Below are 13,904 nucleotides of genomic sequence, written 5' to 3' on the forward strand. Positions count from 1 at the left end.
GAAAGTGCCAATCAACGAGGAGCGATGCCATACAGGCGCTGCATCCGCCGCTCAAGTGTCCGCGCCAATGCGTTGAGGCCCCAGCCCACCAGGCCGATAATCACCATTCCAAACAACACCAGGTCCATCATGAAATGTTCGCTGCCATCAATCAGCGTGTTGCCAATCCCCTCCCCTGATACCAACAGGTACTCCGCGCCGATGGTCGCCAGCCAGGAATAGACCAGCGCCAGGTAAAGCCCCGTGAAAATCGACGGTAAGGCGGAAGGCAGCATCACCCCGATGATGGTTTGCCAACGGGTGAAGCCATACACCCGCGCCACCTCCAACAGGTTGGGCGGGACGTTGCGCAAACCGTCACAGGTATTCACCACCACCGGCACCAGTGCGGCCAATGACAAGAACACCACCTTGGCCACATCGCCCAGGCCGAACCACACCGAGATCAACGGAATCCAGGCGAACAGAGAGATTTGCTTGAAGGTATTGAAGCTCGGCCCGACTAATCGCTCGAAATACCGCGACAGGCCCAACAGGCAACCCAGTACCAGGCCCAGCGTGGTACCGATAAAAAAGCCACTGAGGTTGCGCGCCAGGCTGGCAGAAATTGCCCGCCAGAATTTGCCCGAGGCCATTTGATCCCAGGCCGTAGCAGCGACTTTTTCTGGCGAAACGAACAGCCCCGATTGGCTCCATCCCTGGTTTGAAGCCAGCCACCAGACGGCTATGGCGGCAATGGGCAAGATCCAACCGCGATATCGGCGGCTACCGCGACCGACTGACAAGATCGCACTCATGACAGGCGCCCCCCGGCCGTTGGCCGCCCCCGATTGAGGCGTTTCTCCGCGTAATCGAAACCGCGGTCTATCAACAGGCCCAGCGCACCCACCACCACAACGGCCGCCATCACCAGGTCCAGCTGAAACAGCTGGCGCCCGTAGACGATCAGGTACCCCAGCCCCTCACTCGATGCCACCAATTCGACCACTACCAGCGATAACCAGGCTTTGGTGAAGCCCAGACGCAAACCGGTAAACAACGTCGGGATCGCCGCAGGCAAGACGATGGAGGTGACGCTTTGCCGACGACTGAAACCGTAGGCCCGGCCGACTTCCAACAACCCTTTGGGCGCCTGGCGGAAAGCCTGCAAGGTACACAGCGTGATCGGCACCAAGGCCGCCTTGGCAATCAGCACATACTTGAGCGTCTCACCGATGCCGAACAGCAACAGGGCAAACGGTAACCAGCCCAATACCGGTATTTGCACCAGTGCGTTGAAGGTGGGTAACAGATAATCCTCCAGGGTCCTGGACAATCCCATGGCCAGGCCCAGAGCGATGCCGATCAAGGCGCCCAATGTAAATCCGACGACCACCCGCTGCAGGCTGGCGGAGGCGTTGAGCCAGAGATCACCGCTGGTGACCAGGTCCGACAAGGTCTGGTAAACGTAGACGGGTGGTGGCAGCACCTGCTCTGAAAGCCAGCCGCGTTCCACCCCCAGGTACCATAAGCCCAGCAACACCAGCGGCAACAGCCAGGGCAAGGCCTTGTCACCCAGACTGACGCGCCAGGCTGAGGTGCGCGACACCTCAACCTTGCGTACTGGGCGGGCCGGTGACGGTGGAAAACGTTTGACGTTGTCGTTCGGTGCCGGCGCCGTGTACGGCTCTAGTCTGACGGTCTGTGCCCTGGCCATTTGCCTAGCTCCCTTGCTTGCTGGTCGCGGCCGCTACTGCATTACCAGCCGGCTGTTTGCCATCCGGTCCGTAGGGCGTCCAGTAATTCTCAAGCCCCTTGGTTTTGAGGGATTTTTGCAAATAACGGGTCTCGAACCAGCCATCGATACTGACGGGGCGACGGATCAGTTTTTCTTCCTTGGCTTGATCCGCCACAGCCTGATAGCGACTCAGCAAGAAGTTGTCGACCAGAGGCGAAGCCCTGTCCCTGATGCTGACCCCGGTAAAGTCGGCGCGCAGTGATTCTGCAGGCTCATTACTCTTGGCCCATTCAGTGAAGACCGCGTCACGATGGCTGTCTTCCGACGTCCATTTCGCCGCGTCCACTAGCGTATCGACGACCTTTTGCACGTTGTCCGGGTGTTCTTTTTCATAGGCCCCCCGAACCACCAGTGCAGTCTGCCGGGTGTAGCGCACATCCTGAGTGGGGTTGTCGTAAACGATGTCGATCAGACCTTTATCGCGCAGTTTGAACAGTTCGCGACCGCCAAATGCGGCATCTACCCCATTGGATACCAATGCAGCTTGAGTGCTGCCGGTATCGAGGTTGATCACCTTGATTTCGCGTTCGGTAAGACCGTGCTCCGCCAAGAGGTTGATTGCCACCAGGTGGCCGTTGGTGCCACGAAACAGGGCGACTTTTTTGTCTTTCAGATCCTCAATGCTTTTGATGGGAGAGCCCTTGGGCACGGCCAGGTAAAGATTGGCGCGTACACCCAATGCCGCCAGCAACTTGGTGTCCAGTCCATTGGAGCGCCCGACGACTGCGGGCAGATCGCCCTGGTAAGCGAAGTCGAGTTGCTGGTTTGACAGGGCTTCGTTGACGGCCGGACCTGCCCCCTTGAAGAAGAACCATTGCACCTCGGTTCCGCTTCCAGCGAAGGCTTTCTCCAACAATTGCTGGTTACGCACGATGCCCAACGTCGAGCCACTGAAGGTGACCGGGTCACCGCCGCCAGCCGTCGCTACACCAATACGCACTACATCAGCCTGGGCCAACGGTACCGTCAGTACCACCGCGAGCGCGGCAGCGATGCGGCCCTTGCGAAACAGGAATTCAGCTTTGAATGAGGCCATGGACACGTCTTCCTTGAATCAATGAGAGTCGGCCGGTCAGGCGGCGAGATGTTTTTTGTCGGCTTCGGTTTTCGGCGAGCGGGTGTCCGGGCTTGGCTTGATCGCCTGGCTCAAGCGACCATCCACCCCCACCGGCACATCACCGTCGATGGTGGTCCGGCGCACGATGCGCTGGGCGTCGCCGTAGTCGTTGATCGCAATGTGCTGCGTGGCGCGGTTGTCCCAGATCACCACATCGCCCTCCTGCCAGCGCCAGCGCACAGTGTTGTCGACATGGGTAATACGGTCGTGGAACAAGCGAATCAGTTGTTTCGAATCACCATGACTTACGCCCTGTATCTGTTTGACAAAGTGCCCCAACAACAAACTTCTTTCACCCGACTCCGGATGCACCCGCACCAATGGATGTTCAGTCTCGTAGACTTCAGCCGCAAACTGTTCGCGATAACGTTTAATACCCGACTCATCGGTATTACGCGGCGCCGCATAGTCATATAAGTTGGTGTGTAACGCGCGCAGATTATCTGCAAGTTGTTTTAATGGCTCGGGCAAATCAGCGTAGGCTGCCGCCGTATTAGCCCATACCGTGTCGCCGCCGTAAGGCGGAATGACCACACCGCGCAAGATGGATATTTTCGGGTAATTGGCAACGAAGGTCACATCGGTATGCCAGGAGTTGGCCCGGGTTTCCTTGGCATCAAGGTGCAGAATGGCGGTGCTTTGCTCAGCAGAACGTACGGTTGGATGCGGCACCTGGTCACCGAAGCGCCGGGAAAAGGCTTCGTGTTCAGCGTCATCCAGATGTTGGTCGCGAAAGAACAGAACTTTGTATTTCAGCAGTGCTTGATTAATAAACTCGAATTGTTCAGCACTGATATACCCATCTAATTTAACGCCTTCCAATTGCGCGCCAATTCGACCCGCGACCGGTTTGATTTGAATTGTCATCGAGCTACCTCCTGTCTCACGAGTTGTTGTGAGACAGATCATAAAGACATAAAAGCAGCCCTGACCAATCACAAATTATTATAAAGATATAAGTGCATCCATATGCTTAAGCCTCGATTAAATTCAGCGAAAAGCTATAAGAACACGGTTATTAGCTAATTACTTTTTAGTTGAATAGACGAACGAATATCGATACGAGTATCCGTTTCGATAGCCGTCTTTGAGAAAGGGTATCAATCGGCCAATCGCAGCCAGCTTCCCTATTTTGACCTGGGTACATCAAGGGGAAGAGCCAGGTTGACCCGAAGGCCGCCCCGGCGCTCACTCACTCTCCGGATCAACCTTGGTCTGAGTCAGGTACCGGTCCAGCGTCGCATTAGCGTCAGGCGTATTATCCCCCGCCACCTGCCACAACTTCCGCTCAATCCCCTGCGCCAGCAAATGCCCCACAGCCGACTCAATCGCCGACAACACACACAACTGCGCCGGCTCGTTCGTGGTGTACCCCACCTCAGCCTCAAGCAACTTCTTGAACTCGATAAACTTGAACACCCCCGCACTGCGGCCAACGGAATAAATCGTCTTGCTCGTCATCACGTTAGCCAGCACCTGCCCACTGCGCACATCCACCGCCCGCAAGTTCACCGTCACCTGATCCACCCGATACTCCCGGGAAATATCGATCCCCAGATAACGCGCGCCCTCCCCTCCACTGCGCACATTGGTGTCATAGGCAATGATCCCCCCCTCGAGCATCATGTTCGCCGCTTGCAGCGGAGGCAGCTCACCCTGGATATTCACCGGCGTATTAGGTTTTTTTTGCGAGGCACGAATGATCTTGCGCTCGGTCAGCAGGTTCTGCAGACCTTCACGTTCCAGCACCACAAACCAGCCGCTGGCCTGCAATGCATCCATCAACATACTCGCCGCACCCTGAGTCACACTGGTCGAAAACGAACTCGCCGGGGTCGGTTTGTACTGCCCCGTCTGATCGCGAAAACCGTACACCACTGCCATCAACCGGCCCTTGGGTCGAGGCAAGGCCAACAAGTCGTAATAGGTCGACGCCCGAGGTGTCAGGGTCGGGGTTTCGGTGTCCTGCTCGGCCGACATCGGCTGACGCAGATTACAGCCTTGCAACATTGCCACCATCAGCCCTAGCGCTATTATTTTTTTCATATCCCTAACTCCCCATCGTCCCAAAACCCCCTCAAGGGGCCAGGCCATTCACCTGAATTTCCGACACTTCACCGGTCGATCGGTCCGTCACTTCAATGGTCAGTGCACCGGAGTCATCGACAACGTTGACGATAAAAGCGTCGGTAGAAAGGCTCCCCGAGTTGCCCGAGGATATGTTGTCCAGCACTTGCCCCAGCAAGCGTGATTGCAACTGACTGGTGAACCGCTCCAAGGCCGAAGTCCCGGCCACAGCGGTGCGGCTTTTCAGGTCAGGGTCGTCGTAGTCGTTCTGCGCCTGGGCGTTGTTGAGCAGCCAGGTGCCGTTCAACGGGTTGCCGCCGAACGAGGGGTTGATGGGGGTGTAAACCAACTCCGTGGCCTGGACCACGCTACCGCTTCCAAGCCCGAGCAGTAGCATGCCGGTGCACTGCAAGAACGTTTTCGTTTTCATAATTCGTCCCTCTCCAGGTCCGTAGTGTCTTGCAACAAAGCCTCCAGCTTCTGCCGGACAATCTGCGCGCGGACCAAGTCGGCTGCCTCATAGGCTTCGTCCTTGAGTTCCACGGTGTTTGGCGGCAGGAAGCGCCGATAAACCAGTCGCTGCCGAAATTCCACGGTCACCAGGCTGCCCCAACGCGCCGATGGACGTTCGCGAACCACCAGGTTGAAATCCATCCGGCTGGAGGCACGCACTCGTTCACTGAACGAATAGTAAAAGTCGTGGCCGATGTGCGAGATCGTGTCATCGACGATGAAACCGAGCATTTCGTCCTCTTCAGCGGCGCTGGCGAAGGACGCCACGCACGTGAGGATCACTGCCGCCAGCCAGCGCCTCGTCATGGCGCCAGCGCCTGAGGTGTCTGGGACTGAGGCTTGGGCCCGGACGCACCATCATTGAAGGCTTTCTCGGCCACGAACTGCCAGTCCTTGTAGCTCGCCATCCCGGCGAAATCGGACCATTGACTGGGGAAGTCAGTCTGCTTGAGCGGCGTGTCCGTCGAGGCGCTGCTGAGGCCCGTGATGCGCCCATCGAAACCGCGCATCAACTCCCATTCACCTCCTCCGTTAATCGGGTCCGGGTACAACTGCCGCAGATGGTGTTTGGGCGATGGGAAACGCTCGTCCTGTATCAAGTCGGCCAGCTCTTTGGGGTACTGCGCAAGACCTGGCGAACTGCGGTAATAACTGCGCAGTGCCTGGGCGTATTGGGTCCCGACCCACAGCAATTGGCGTTCGCGGTCCCGGCGCGAAGCGGTTGCCCACAACTCGCCGGCACTGGCCAGGCCCATGCCCATGATCATGATCAGAAACAGCACACCGAGGTAAGTGAACCCCGCCTCGTCGGCCGGCTTACCACTCGGAATACAGGCTGCCATCATGCGCCCTCCCGGTGGCTCCACTTTTGATATCAGCCACCCCGCCCGCCACGCCGTCAGGGGGCGCGACCAAGACCCAGGTGTCCTTGCGCTCGGCAATCGGATCCGTCGGTGAATTGCGCAGATAACGCTTTTCAACCAGTTCATCGAGCGAATCGGGATAGCGCCCTGTGTCGCCGTAATAGTGGTCCAGCGCTTCACGCATGGCCGACAGGCTCTGGCGCAGCGTGGTCTCTTTCGACGCTTCGAGGCTGTTGAAGTAGCGTGGCAAGGCGATGGTCATCAACGTCGCGATGATTGCCATGACCACCATCAGTTCCAGTAGGGTAAAACCCTTTTCCCGACGCATATGCTCACCACTCCCGGTACGCGATGCCGTTGAGCCCCTTGCCGCGGGCCTTGGAATAAACGTCAAAGACGTCTTCGCCCTCCTGCGGGTTTTGCGCCGAGCTGTCATAAGAGCGCACGCCCCAACCCCCATCGTCGTCACGCTTGACCGCAGCCAGCGGGTCATGAGGCACCCGACGCAAAAAGTAGAACTTGGCCCCCTTGGCGCTGCGCACATCGCGCACACCTTCCACCAACACTTTGAGGTTCGGTGGATAACCGTTGCTGCTGAGCGACTTCTCGATATAACCGGCGTCAAAGGCACGTTTGTAGGCGTCGATGGCATCGCGAATCTGGTACAGCGCGTTGCGCATCTCCTGCTCTTTGCCCCGGCGCACCACGGTCTCGGTCAGCGGCGCGGCCATGCCGGCCAGCAGGCCGATCAGGGCCAGCGTCACAACGACTTCGATCAAGGTAAAACCACGTTGCGAGGCGTTCATGATCAAGGCTTCTCAACGGTCACTTGAGTGGTGGCTGCCGCCACCGGCCGGCCAACAGTCACTTCGGTGCTGATGCCAGTCATTGGCCGATCAATGTGCTCATTCTGGATCTGCGGTTCCATCCGGCGGTCCGGGGCCTGGATGTGCATGCTGGTTTCGGTACCGGTCGTGAATTCCATGTCCGATGGGCTCTGGTACGGCAGGTTGCGCACGATCCGCGGGGTAATCGACAGCACCAACTCGGATTTGCTGACGTCGTCCTTGTTGCTGCCAAACAAGCGGCCCAAACCGGGAATGTCGCCAAGGCCGGGAATCTTGTTGCCGGTGCTGCCATGGTCATCACGCATCAGGCCGGCGAGAATCTGGGTTTCACCGTCATGCAGACGCAGCGTGGTTTGTGCATTGCGGGTATCGACCTGGACCGGAATGGTGCCCTGAGCGGTCGGCGTCAGCGGCGTGGCGTTACTGACTTCCAGCGCGATCTTGATCGCTACTTCGTTGTTCAGGTGCACGATGGGTTGCACTTCGAGCTTGAGACCGACGTCAAGGTAGGTCACGCTTTCGGTGATCACCGGGCCCTGGGTCGAAGGCACCGAGGTGGCGCTGATGATCGGCACGCGCTGACCGATGTGGATGCGCGCCTGTTCGCGGTTGCTGACCCGAATCACCGGGCTGGCCAGGGTGTTGATGTCTTTGTCCTGGGCGTTGATCTTGGCCTGAGGCGATGGGTTGATGGTGATCCGGCTGGAGTCGATGCCTTTGAGTTGATCGAGAACGGACACCGCCGAACCATCGCTATTAATCACGCCGAAGGTGTTCGGCCATTGCAGGCCAAGGTCGAGAATCCGCTGGGTGGCGACTTCCATCACTTCCACTTCCAGTACCACTTCCGGATTGGACTGGTCTTGCGATTGCAGGAGCTTTTCCGCCATGCGAACGGCGTCTTCAGTGTCGCGCATGGTCAAGGTGTTGAGGCGTTCGTCGACAAACACGTCGCGGGTCTTGAGCATGGTCTTGACCATGTTCAGTGCGGTGTTCGCATCAATGCTGGTCAGGTAGAACGTGCGCATCACCAGCTCTTGGTAGTCCTTGAGTTTCTGTGGTGAATCCGGGTAGATCAGCAACGTGTTCTCATTCACCACTTTCTGGTGCAACTGGTTCTGTTGCAGCAGCAGTTGCACGGCGTCCTCAATGCGCACGTCACGCACGAAGATCGTGGCTTTCATGTCCGGGCGCAGGTCCTTGTCGAAGATGAAATTCAAACCTGCCACCTGGGACAAGACTTCGAAGATGGTTTTCAAGTTGGCGTCGCGAAACTCCAGGGTCACCGGCCGGTCCAGACGAGTACGCAGCTGTGGGTACGGCACCACGTTGCGGCTCTGCACCAGGCGGATGTTGCCTTGCAGCTCCATGGCCCCCTCGTTCTTGGGGTCGAGTTCGAGGATCTGTTTGACCTGACGGTCGGCACCGTAGATATCGCCACGGCGCAGATCGCCACGGGCCAGTTCGAGTTTTTCATCCATGCTGCGCAGGTAGTCGAGTTGGCGCAGCGCGTCCTGGGCGCGACGGTTGTTCGGCTCGATGTTCAATACCCGGTGGTAGGCCATGCGCGCCGAAGCAAAATCGCGTTGTGTGCGGTCCATGTCTGCCTGGGTCAATAACGTCTTGACTGCCAGGGCACGTCCGCTGTTGAGGGCTATGTGCAGTTGAGTATCGCGAGGGTCTTCGCGCAACCCTTCCTCAATGCGTGCCAGGCCGGCTTCATACTGCCCTGATTCGATCAGTGCAGTGGCCTCCTGGTTAGCGACCTGCGCCGAACTACACGCAGCCAGCGCTGCAGTGATGCAAACGCTCAACAGCAAACGGGATCTGTTCATTGCTCGCTCCCCACAGACAAAGTCTGGGACAAATGCAGAGGCAAGTAGACAAAGCTGAGTTCCATATCGGATATCCGCTCGATCTTCCATGTGTCGTCGATCACATCCCCTTTGCGTACGACGTATATTTTTTCGCCGCTCAGCAAAAATATTTGCAGGTCGGAATGGTCATCAAGCTTGCCAACGAACTGGAATGGCATCGGCGGTACGCTGGGGGCTTGTACCACTGGGGTCTGGTTGACGAGTTGTTGTTCGGTGACGCTGGCCAGCGTCGGCGCCGGCTTCCAGCTGCGGGGGGCGAACAGGTCGCCGGACGGGCTCAGGTCCTTGATCACCGCCGGTTTGCCATTGGCGGATACCGCCGACAGCGCGCCACCGGTTTTGTTTTTACCGGCGGTTGCCACGGCAGTGGCCGAATCATCACCGTCGTCCGCCTGTTGGAAGTATTGAGGCCCCCAGGCCAGCCCCGCGGCCACGCCGAAGAACGCCACCCAACCCGCTACGCGCTTGGTATTCATCATGACCTCGACAGGTAAAGGGTCATGCGGATCCGCCCGGTCAGGTCGGTGTCGGCGATCTTTTTACGCTGCAACTCCAGGTCCTCCACCACCACCGCCGGTAACTGGCCGAGCAAGGCGTGCAGGAAGCGCCGCAGTTGCGGATAGCTGCCCCGCACCGGCAGCAGAATCTGGTAACGGGCCAGGTGCGTCTTGGGATCGATGCCCAGTGAGTACTCACCGCGGCTCAGGGTGATGTGTTCCTGCGTGGCCAGTGCGTAGATTTTGTCGATGGCCACGGTGGCCTGAGGCTGGGCCGGCAGTTTGCTGCGGAAGTCGTCGAGTTGGCGCTGCGGCACCACCGGGGCGGCGACGCTGCCGTCTTCAACCTTGGCCAGGTACTCGCCGGCTTCGCGGGTTTGCTGGCTCAGCTGTTGCAGCGCTTGCCAGTCCGGCATCAACGCGCCCAGGCCATACACCAAGCCGACCACCAGCAGCGCCATGCCCGCCAGACCAGGAACGCCCAGGCCTTGCAGGTATTCGTGGACGATCAATCTAGGGATTCGCATCGCCGATCTCCCAACTGGCCGACAGGTTGAATTGCACCGGGTGTTCCGGCACGTTGGCGACGATTTCGTGGCTGAGCAACGACACGTCGGACAGCTCTTCGCTGGCTTCCAGACGCTGGTGAAATTCGAGCATGGCTTCCAGATCCCGCGCCTCGGCGCTGATCCGCACCTGCCCCTTGCGCGCGTCCGGGGTCAGGGCCAGCAAGGCGATGTTGTCGCGCGGCATGGCTTCGAGCATGGCGAACAGACGCTCCCATGGCCGGCGCAGCTGCTGTGAAACCTTGCGCATTTCCGCCAGGTTCTGTGCCTGCTCGCGGGTTTCGGCCGGGGTCAGCGTGGGTTTGCTGCCGGTGTCTCCGGTGAGGACACGCTGGGCGTGCTGCAAATGTCCTTGCTGCTGCGAGGCCTCGTCATTGAGGTGTTGCTGGACGAAGACGCACACCAGCGCCAGTACCACGCCACCGCCCAGCAAGCTCCAGCCCAATGGACCGGAACGGCGACGCGGCTGGAAGTCGAGCATCAGCGGGCGCATGTCAGGCCACCGCCCGGGACATGACGTACAAACTGTCGCGTACGGATGCCTGGTCTTCTTCAAGGGTGCGCAACTGCACGCCCGGCACATCTGGATGTGAGTCGATGCGGGCCGGCGCATGCAGGTAGAGATGGAGCGGCCGTTCGCTGGTGGAGGCCTGCAACTGGCTTTCACGACCGATCAGTGCGGTCAGTGCGGCATCGCTGTCACTGCTGCCCACCGAGCGCACCGATACCCAACGCCCTTCCCGCGCCAGCAACAACACACTGCGCACCGGTTCGGCGACCACGAACAGAAAGTCGCCGTGGTCAAAACTCTTGTCGAAGTGGTTGAACGCGGCCATCAAGTACGGCTGCACCGAACGCAAACGCAGACCGCGACCGCTGACCAGGCTGCGCAGGCGTGTCAGCAGGTCTTGCGGCAGTGCGGTGGCGATACGGTCGTAACCCGCAGGCTCGGCCGACAGCACCATGCTCCAGGGCTGGGTGGGAACACCATACAGGTCTTCGAAACACAGTTGGGCGAACCCGAGCAATTCGTCGGGGGTGCTGATCGCTTCGCTCCAGGGCACCAGGCAAAAACGACTGAAGTGCCCGGAGATCACCACGCAAAGCTCCGCACCGGCAGGCGCGTGCTCGCCCAGCAAACGGTCGAGGGTTTCGAGGGCGACGGCCCAGGCATGGAAGCCTTCGTCGATGAAGCCGACGCTGCCCAGCCACAGGGTTTCGCTGCCACGGCGCTGGCCAAGGCCAACACCACTGGCGCCGAGTACGGCGACATATCGATCACGAGATAAAAGTGACACGATTGATCTCCTCCAGCGTGGTCCGCCCCTGCTGCACCAGTTCCAGTGCCGACTCGCGCAGCAGGCGCAAGCCACGTTTGCAGGCGTGGGACTTGATTTTCGAAATGGGTTGGCGCTCGACAATCATTTGCCGCAGCTCGTCGTCCAGGTGCAGCAGCTCGGCGATCGCACTGCGCCCGCGATAGCCCGTGCCCCGGCAGTGGCCGCAGCCCTTGCCATGCACAAACTGGTAATGCCCGACCTGTTGAGGGTCGAGGCCCGAAGCCAGCAATTCATCGTCGGTAGGGGTGACAGGCGCGCTGCAACTGGCGCAGACCAGTCGGATCAAACGCTGCGCCAGCACCGCGTTGAGGGCCGACACCAGGCTGTAGGGGTCGATTTCCATTTGGGTGAAACGGCCGATCACGTCGAACACGTTGTTGGCGTGGATGGTGGTGAACACCAGGTGCCCGGTGAGCGCCGATTGCACGGCGATTTGCGCGGTTTCAGGGTCGCGGATTTCACCGACCATGATCTTGTCCGGGTCATGACGCAGGATCGAGCGCAAACCACGGGCGAAGGTCAGGCCTTTCTTTTCGTTGACCGGGATTTGCAGCACGCCCGGCAGTTGATATTCCACCGGGTCTTCAATGGTGATGATCTTGTCCACGCCGTGGTTGATCTCGGTGATCATCGCGTACAACGTGGTGGTTTTACCGCTACCGGTAGGCCCGGTGACCAGCACCATGCCATAAGGTTCGCTGGCCAGGCGCCGTAGTTGGCGCAGGGTTTCTTCTTCGAAGCCCAGCGCCTGCAATTGCACGCCGCTGACCTTGTCGGCCAGGTCCTGTTTGTCGAGCACCCGCAACACCGCGTCTTCACCGAAAATACTCGGCATGATCGATACCCGGAAGTCGATTTGCCGGCCACTGATGCCGATCTTGAAGCGACCATCCTGGGGCACGCGTTTTTCGCCGATGTCCAGTTCGGCCATGACCTTGACCCGGGAGATGACCTGCTCGGCGAACTCGCACCCCTGGATTTTACTGATGTTGTTCAGCACGCCATCGATCCGGTATTTGATCACCAGACCGCTGCCGGTGGTGCCCAGGTGGATGTCACTGGCGTGCATTTTCAAGGCGTCGTAGAGGGTCGAGTTGACCAGTTTGACGACGACGCTGGAGTCTTCGCTGATGCTGGTCAGGGACAGGCTTTGCAGGTTATCGATTTCGATGGTGCCATCGGATTGGGCATTGAGCGACTCCACCGCGTGGAAGCTTTCTTCGTGGCGGGCCAGGTAGGCTTTCAGGTCATCGGCATGCACCAGGTACAGCGGCGCGCCGTGCAGGCAGTCGTCGATCCAGGCCAGGCGCGCCGTATCAAACGGGTCGGCAAACACGCCAATGACCGCATCGTCATGACGCAGCAGAATGAATTCGCGCTTGAGGCATTGGGCCAGGGTGACCCGGTCGAATACCGGGGTGGACTTGAACAGGCTGTCGGTGTCGAGCACCGGATAATGCAGGGTGGTGCCCAGGCACTGGATGAAGGGCATCGGGGCCAGTTCGCATAACTCCCCGAGGGCGTCCAGGACCCGTTCGCCGGAACTGCTGGCCAAGGCTCGCGCCTGAGCCAATTGCTCACTGGAAAAACGAGACGGCACACAGTCCAACAACGCCGGTTCGACGGCAACCAATAGACGGTCCATGGCAAGCTCTCCAACGCCCGGGGCTTTGAGCCCTGTCGGCGCGGCGAGTCATCGCGGCGGATGCCGGAACGTCTTGTCGCGCCATTACTCCCCGGTGAGCAGTTGTTCGTCGTCTGGCGCCATGGAGGCCGATGTACTACGTCGGCGATCCGCAAGCACCCAACTACCGTCGTACAACTGCAGCGGGAAACTCTCGGTCCTGCTCTGGCGTCGTTCGACGAAGCCTTCAGAACTGCTCACACCCGCTTTGGGTTCGCGTTGCCTCCCCAGAAGATCAAGTACTGCACGCGCCAATTCCGCCAATGGAAACGGTTTGAACAGAATGTGGCTGACTCCCAGTTGCCGGGCCCGCTCGCATACCTCTGCGGTTGGATGCCCTGTAATCAGCACAAAGTGACACTTCTGTTTCTGGCGGATGGCATCGAGCACCTCAAAGCCTTCCATATCCGGCAAGCGGTAATCGAACACCATCACATCGGGTGCGAAATCGTCAGCCTCTACGATTCCTTGTGCACCATCGTGAGCAATCCGGACCTCCAACTCTTGCGCCTGCAGGTAACCCTGGAGGTTTTCCGCAAGAAGTTGCTCGTCATCAACAACCAGTATTTTGTTCAACAAGGTCGACTCCTTGTAACCGCAGGTCCGAAATTCGTGCCTGGGAGTACGCGCCTTCAATCAGGCTAACGCACACTTCATGCCAGACTCGGAGCCGGTTTTTCGCCGACTCATCTCTTTGATTTCCGTGACAAATCTTTTTCGCCCGCGTACCCCTTCCCCCAAACACGGGGAAGCGC

At 59.2% G+C, this 13,904-nt stretch carries 17 protein-coding genes; all 17 read right to left on the bottom strand.

The genetic code is table 11. From position 1 onward, the window contains the following. Positions 1-11: 11 nt before the first annotated feature. Positions 12-797 carry an ABC transporter permease gene (locus tag BMS17_RS02960; protein WP_046027960.1) on the bottom strand — a complete coding sequence of 262 codons (786 nt, stop codon included), beginning with the start codon at positions 795-797 and terminating at the stop codon, positions 12-14. Further along, positions 794-1,696, bottom strand: coding sequence for an ABC transporter permease (locus BMS17_RS02965; protein ID WP_077430386.1), 903 nt, complete (start codon positions 1,694-1,696; stop codon positions 794-796). The genes BMS17_RS02960 and BMS17_RS02965 overlap by 4 nt, the downstream gene beginning before the upstream one ends. A 4-nt stretch (positions 1,697-1,700) precedes the next feature. Next, entirely contained in the window at positions 1,701-2,813 is a 1,113-nt protein-coding gene (locus BMS17_RS02970; RefSeq protein ID WP_077430387.1) for an ABC transporter substrate-binding protein, read from the bottom strand. 36 nt (positions 2,814-2,849) lie between these two features. Beyond that, positions 2,850-3,761, bottom strand: a complete 912-nt coding sequence (locus tag BMS17_RS02975) for a TauD/TfdA family dioxygenase (RefSeq protein WP_077430388.1) — start codon at positions 3,759-3,761, stop codon at positions 2,850-2,852. Between the two features lie 321 nt (positions 3,762-4,082). Beyond that, positions 4,083-4,940 (bottom strand): CsgG/HfaB family protein, encoded by an 858-nt coding sequence (locus BMS17_RS02980; RefSeq protein ID WP_046027964.1) that lies wholly within the window; start codon positions 4,938-4,940, stop codon positions 4,083-4,085. A gap of 31 nt (positions 4,941-4,971) precedes the next feature. Further along, complete coding sequence (locus BMS17_RS02985) at positions 4,972-5,391, bottom strand: curli assembly protein CsgF (protein ID WP_046027965.1); 420 nt, start codon at positions 5,389-5,391, stop codon at positions 4,972-4,974. After that, a complete protein-coding gene (gene csgE / locus BMS17_RS02990; RefSeq protein WP_046027966.1) occupies positions 5,388-5,780 on the bottom strand; it encodes a curli production assembly/transport protein CsgE in 393 nt (130 codons plus the stop codon). Before csgE ends, BMS17_RS02985 begins: the two co-directional genes overlap by 4 nt. Next, entirely contained in the window at positions 5,777-6,316 is a 540-nt protein-coding gene (locus tag BMS17_RS02995; RefSeq protein ID WP_046027967.1) for a type II secretion system protein, read from the bottom strand. The genes csgE and BMS17_RS02995 overlap by 4 nt, the downstream gene beginning before the upstream one ends. Next, the gene (locus tag BMS17_RS03000) at positions 6,291-6,665 is read right to left on the bottom strand and encodes a type II secretion system protein (protein WP_046027968.1); all 375 of its coding nucleotides are present in this window, start codon (positions 6,663-6,665) and stop codon (positions 6,291-6,293) included. The genes BMS17_RS02995 and BMS17_RS03000 overlap by 26 nt, the downstream gene beginning before the upstream one ends. A 4-nt stretch (positions 6,666-6,669) precedes the next feature. After that, the gene (locus tag BMS17_RS03005; protein WP_077430389.1) at positions 6,670-7,143 is read right to left on the bottom strand and encodes a type II secretion system protein; all 474 of its coding nucleotides are present in this window, start codon (positions 7,141-7,143) and stop codon (positions 6,670-6,672) included. A 2-nt stretch (positions 7,144-7,145) separates the two neighbouring features. Further along, positions 7,146-9,020: a secretin N-terminal domain-containing protein gene (locus tag BMS17_RS03010; RefSeq protein ID WP_077430390.1), complete on the bottom strand. Its 1,875-nt coding sequence runs from the start codon at positions 9,018-9,020 to the stop codon at positions 7,146-7,148. Next, the gene (locus BMS17_RS03015) at positions 9,017-9,538 is read right to left on the bottom strand and encodes a hypothetical protein (protein ID WP_046027971.1); all 522 of its coding nucleotides are present in this window, start codon (positions 9,536-9,538) and stop codon (positions 9,017-9,019) included. Before BMS17_RS03015 ends, BMS17_RS03010 begins: the two co-directional genes overlap by 4 nt. Next, positions 9,538-10,086: a GspMb/PilO family protein gene (locus BMS17_RS03020; RefSeq protein ID WP_077430391.1), complete on the bottom strand. Its 549-nt coding sequence runs from the start codon at positions 10,084-10,086 to the stop codon at positions 9,538-9,540. Before BMS17_RS03020 ends, BMS17_RS03015 begins: the two co-directional genes overlap by 1 nt. Next, a complete protein-coding gene (locus tag BMS17_RS03025) occupies positions 10,073-10,618 on the bottom strand; it encodes a PilN domain-containing protein (protein WP_046027973.1) in 546 nt (181 codons plus the stop codon). Before BMS17_RS03025 ends, BMS17_RS03020 begins: the two co-directional genes overlap by 14 nt. Position 10,619: 1 nt before the next feature. Further along, positions 10,620-11,423 carry a hypothetical protein gene (locus tag BMS17_RS03030; protein WP_046027974.1) on the bottom strand — a complete coding sequence of 268 codons (804 nt, stop codon included), beginning with the start codon at positions 11,421-11,423 and terminating at the stop codon, positions 10,620-10,622. After that, entirely contained in the window at positions 11,404-13,110 is a 1,707-nt protein-coding gene (locus BMS17_RS03035) for a GspE/PulE family protein (protein WP_046027975.1), read from the bottom strand. Before BMS17_RS03035 ends, BMS17_RS03030 begins: the two co-directional genes overlap by 20 nt. 84 nt (positions 13,111-13,194) lie before the next feature. Next, the gene (locus BMS17_RS03040) at positions 13,195-13,728 is read right to left on the bottom strand and encodes a response regulator (protein WP_046027976.1); all 534 of its coding nucleotides are present in this window, start codon (positions 13,726-13,728) and stop codon (positions 13,195-13,197) included. Positions 13,729-13,904: the final 176 nt, after the last annotated feature.

Source organism: Pseudomonas sp. C9 (assembly GCF_002000165.1).
In the GTDB taxonomy this organism is placed as follows: Bacteria; Pseudomonadota; Gammaproteobacteria; order Pseudomonadales; family Pseudomonadaceae; genus Aquipseudomonas.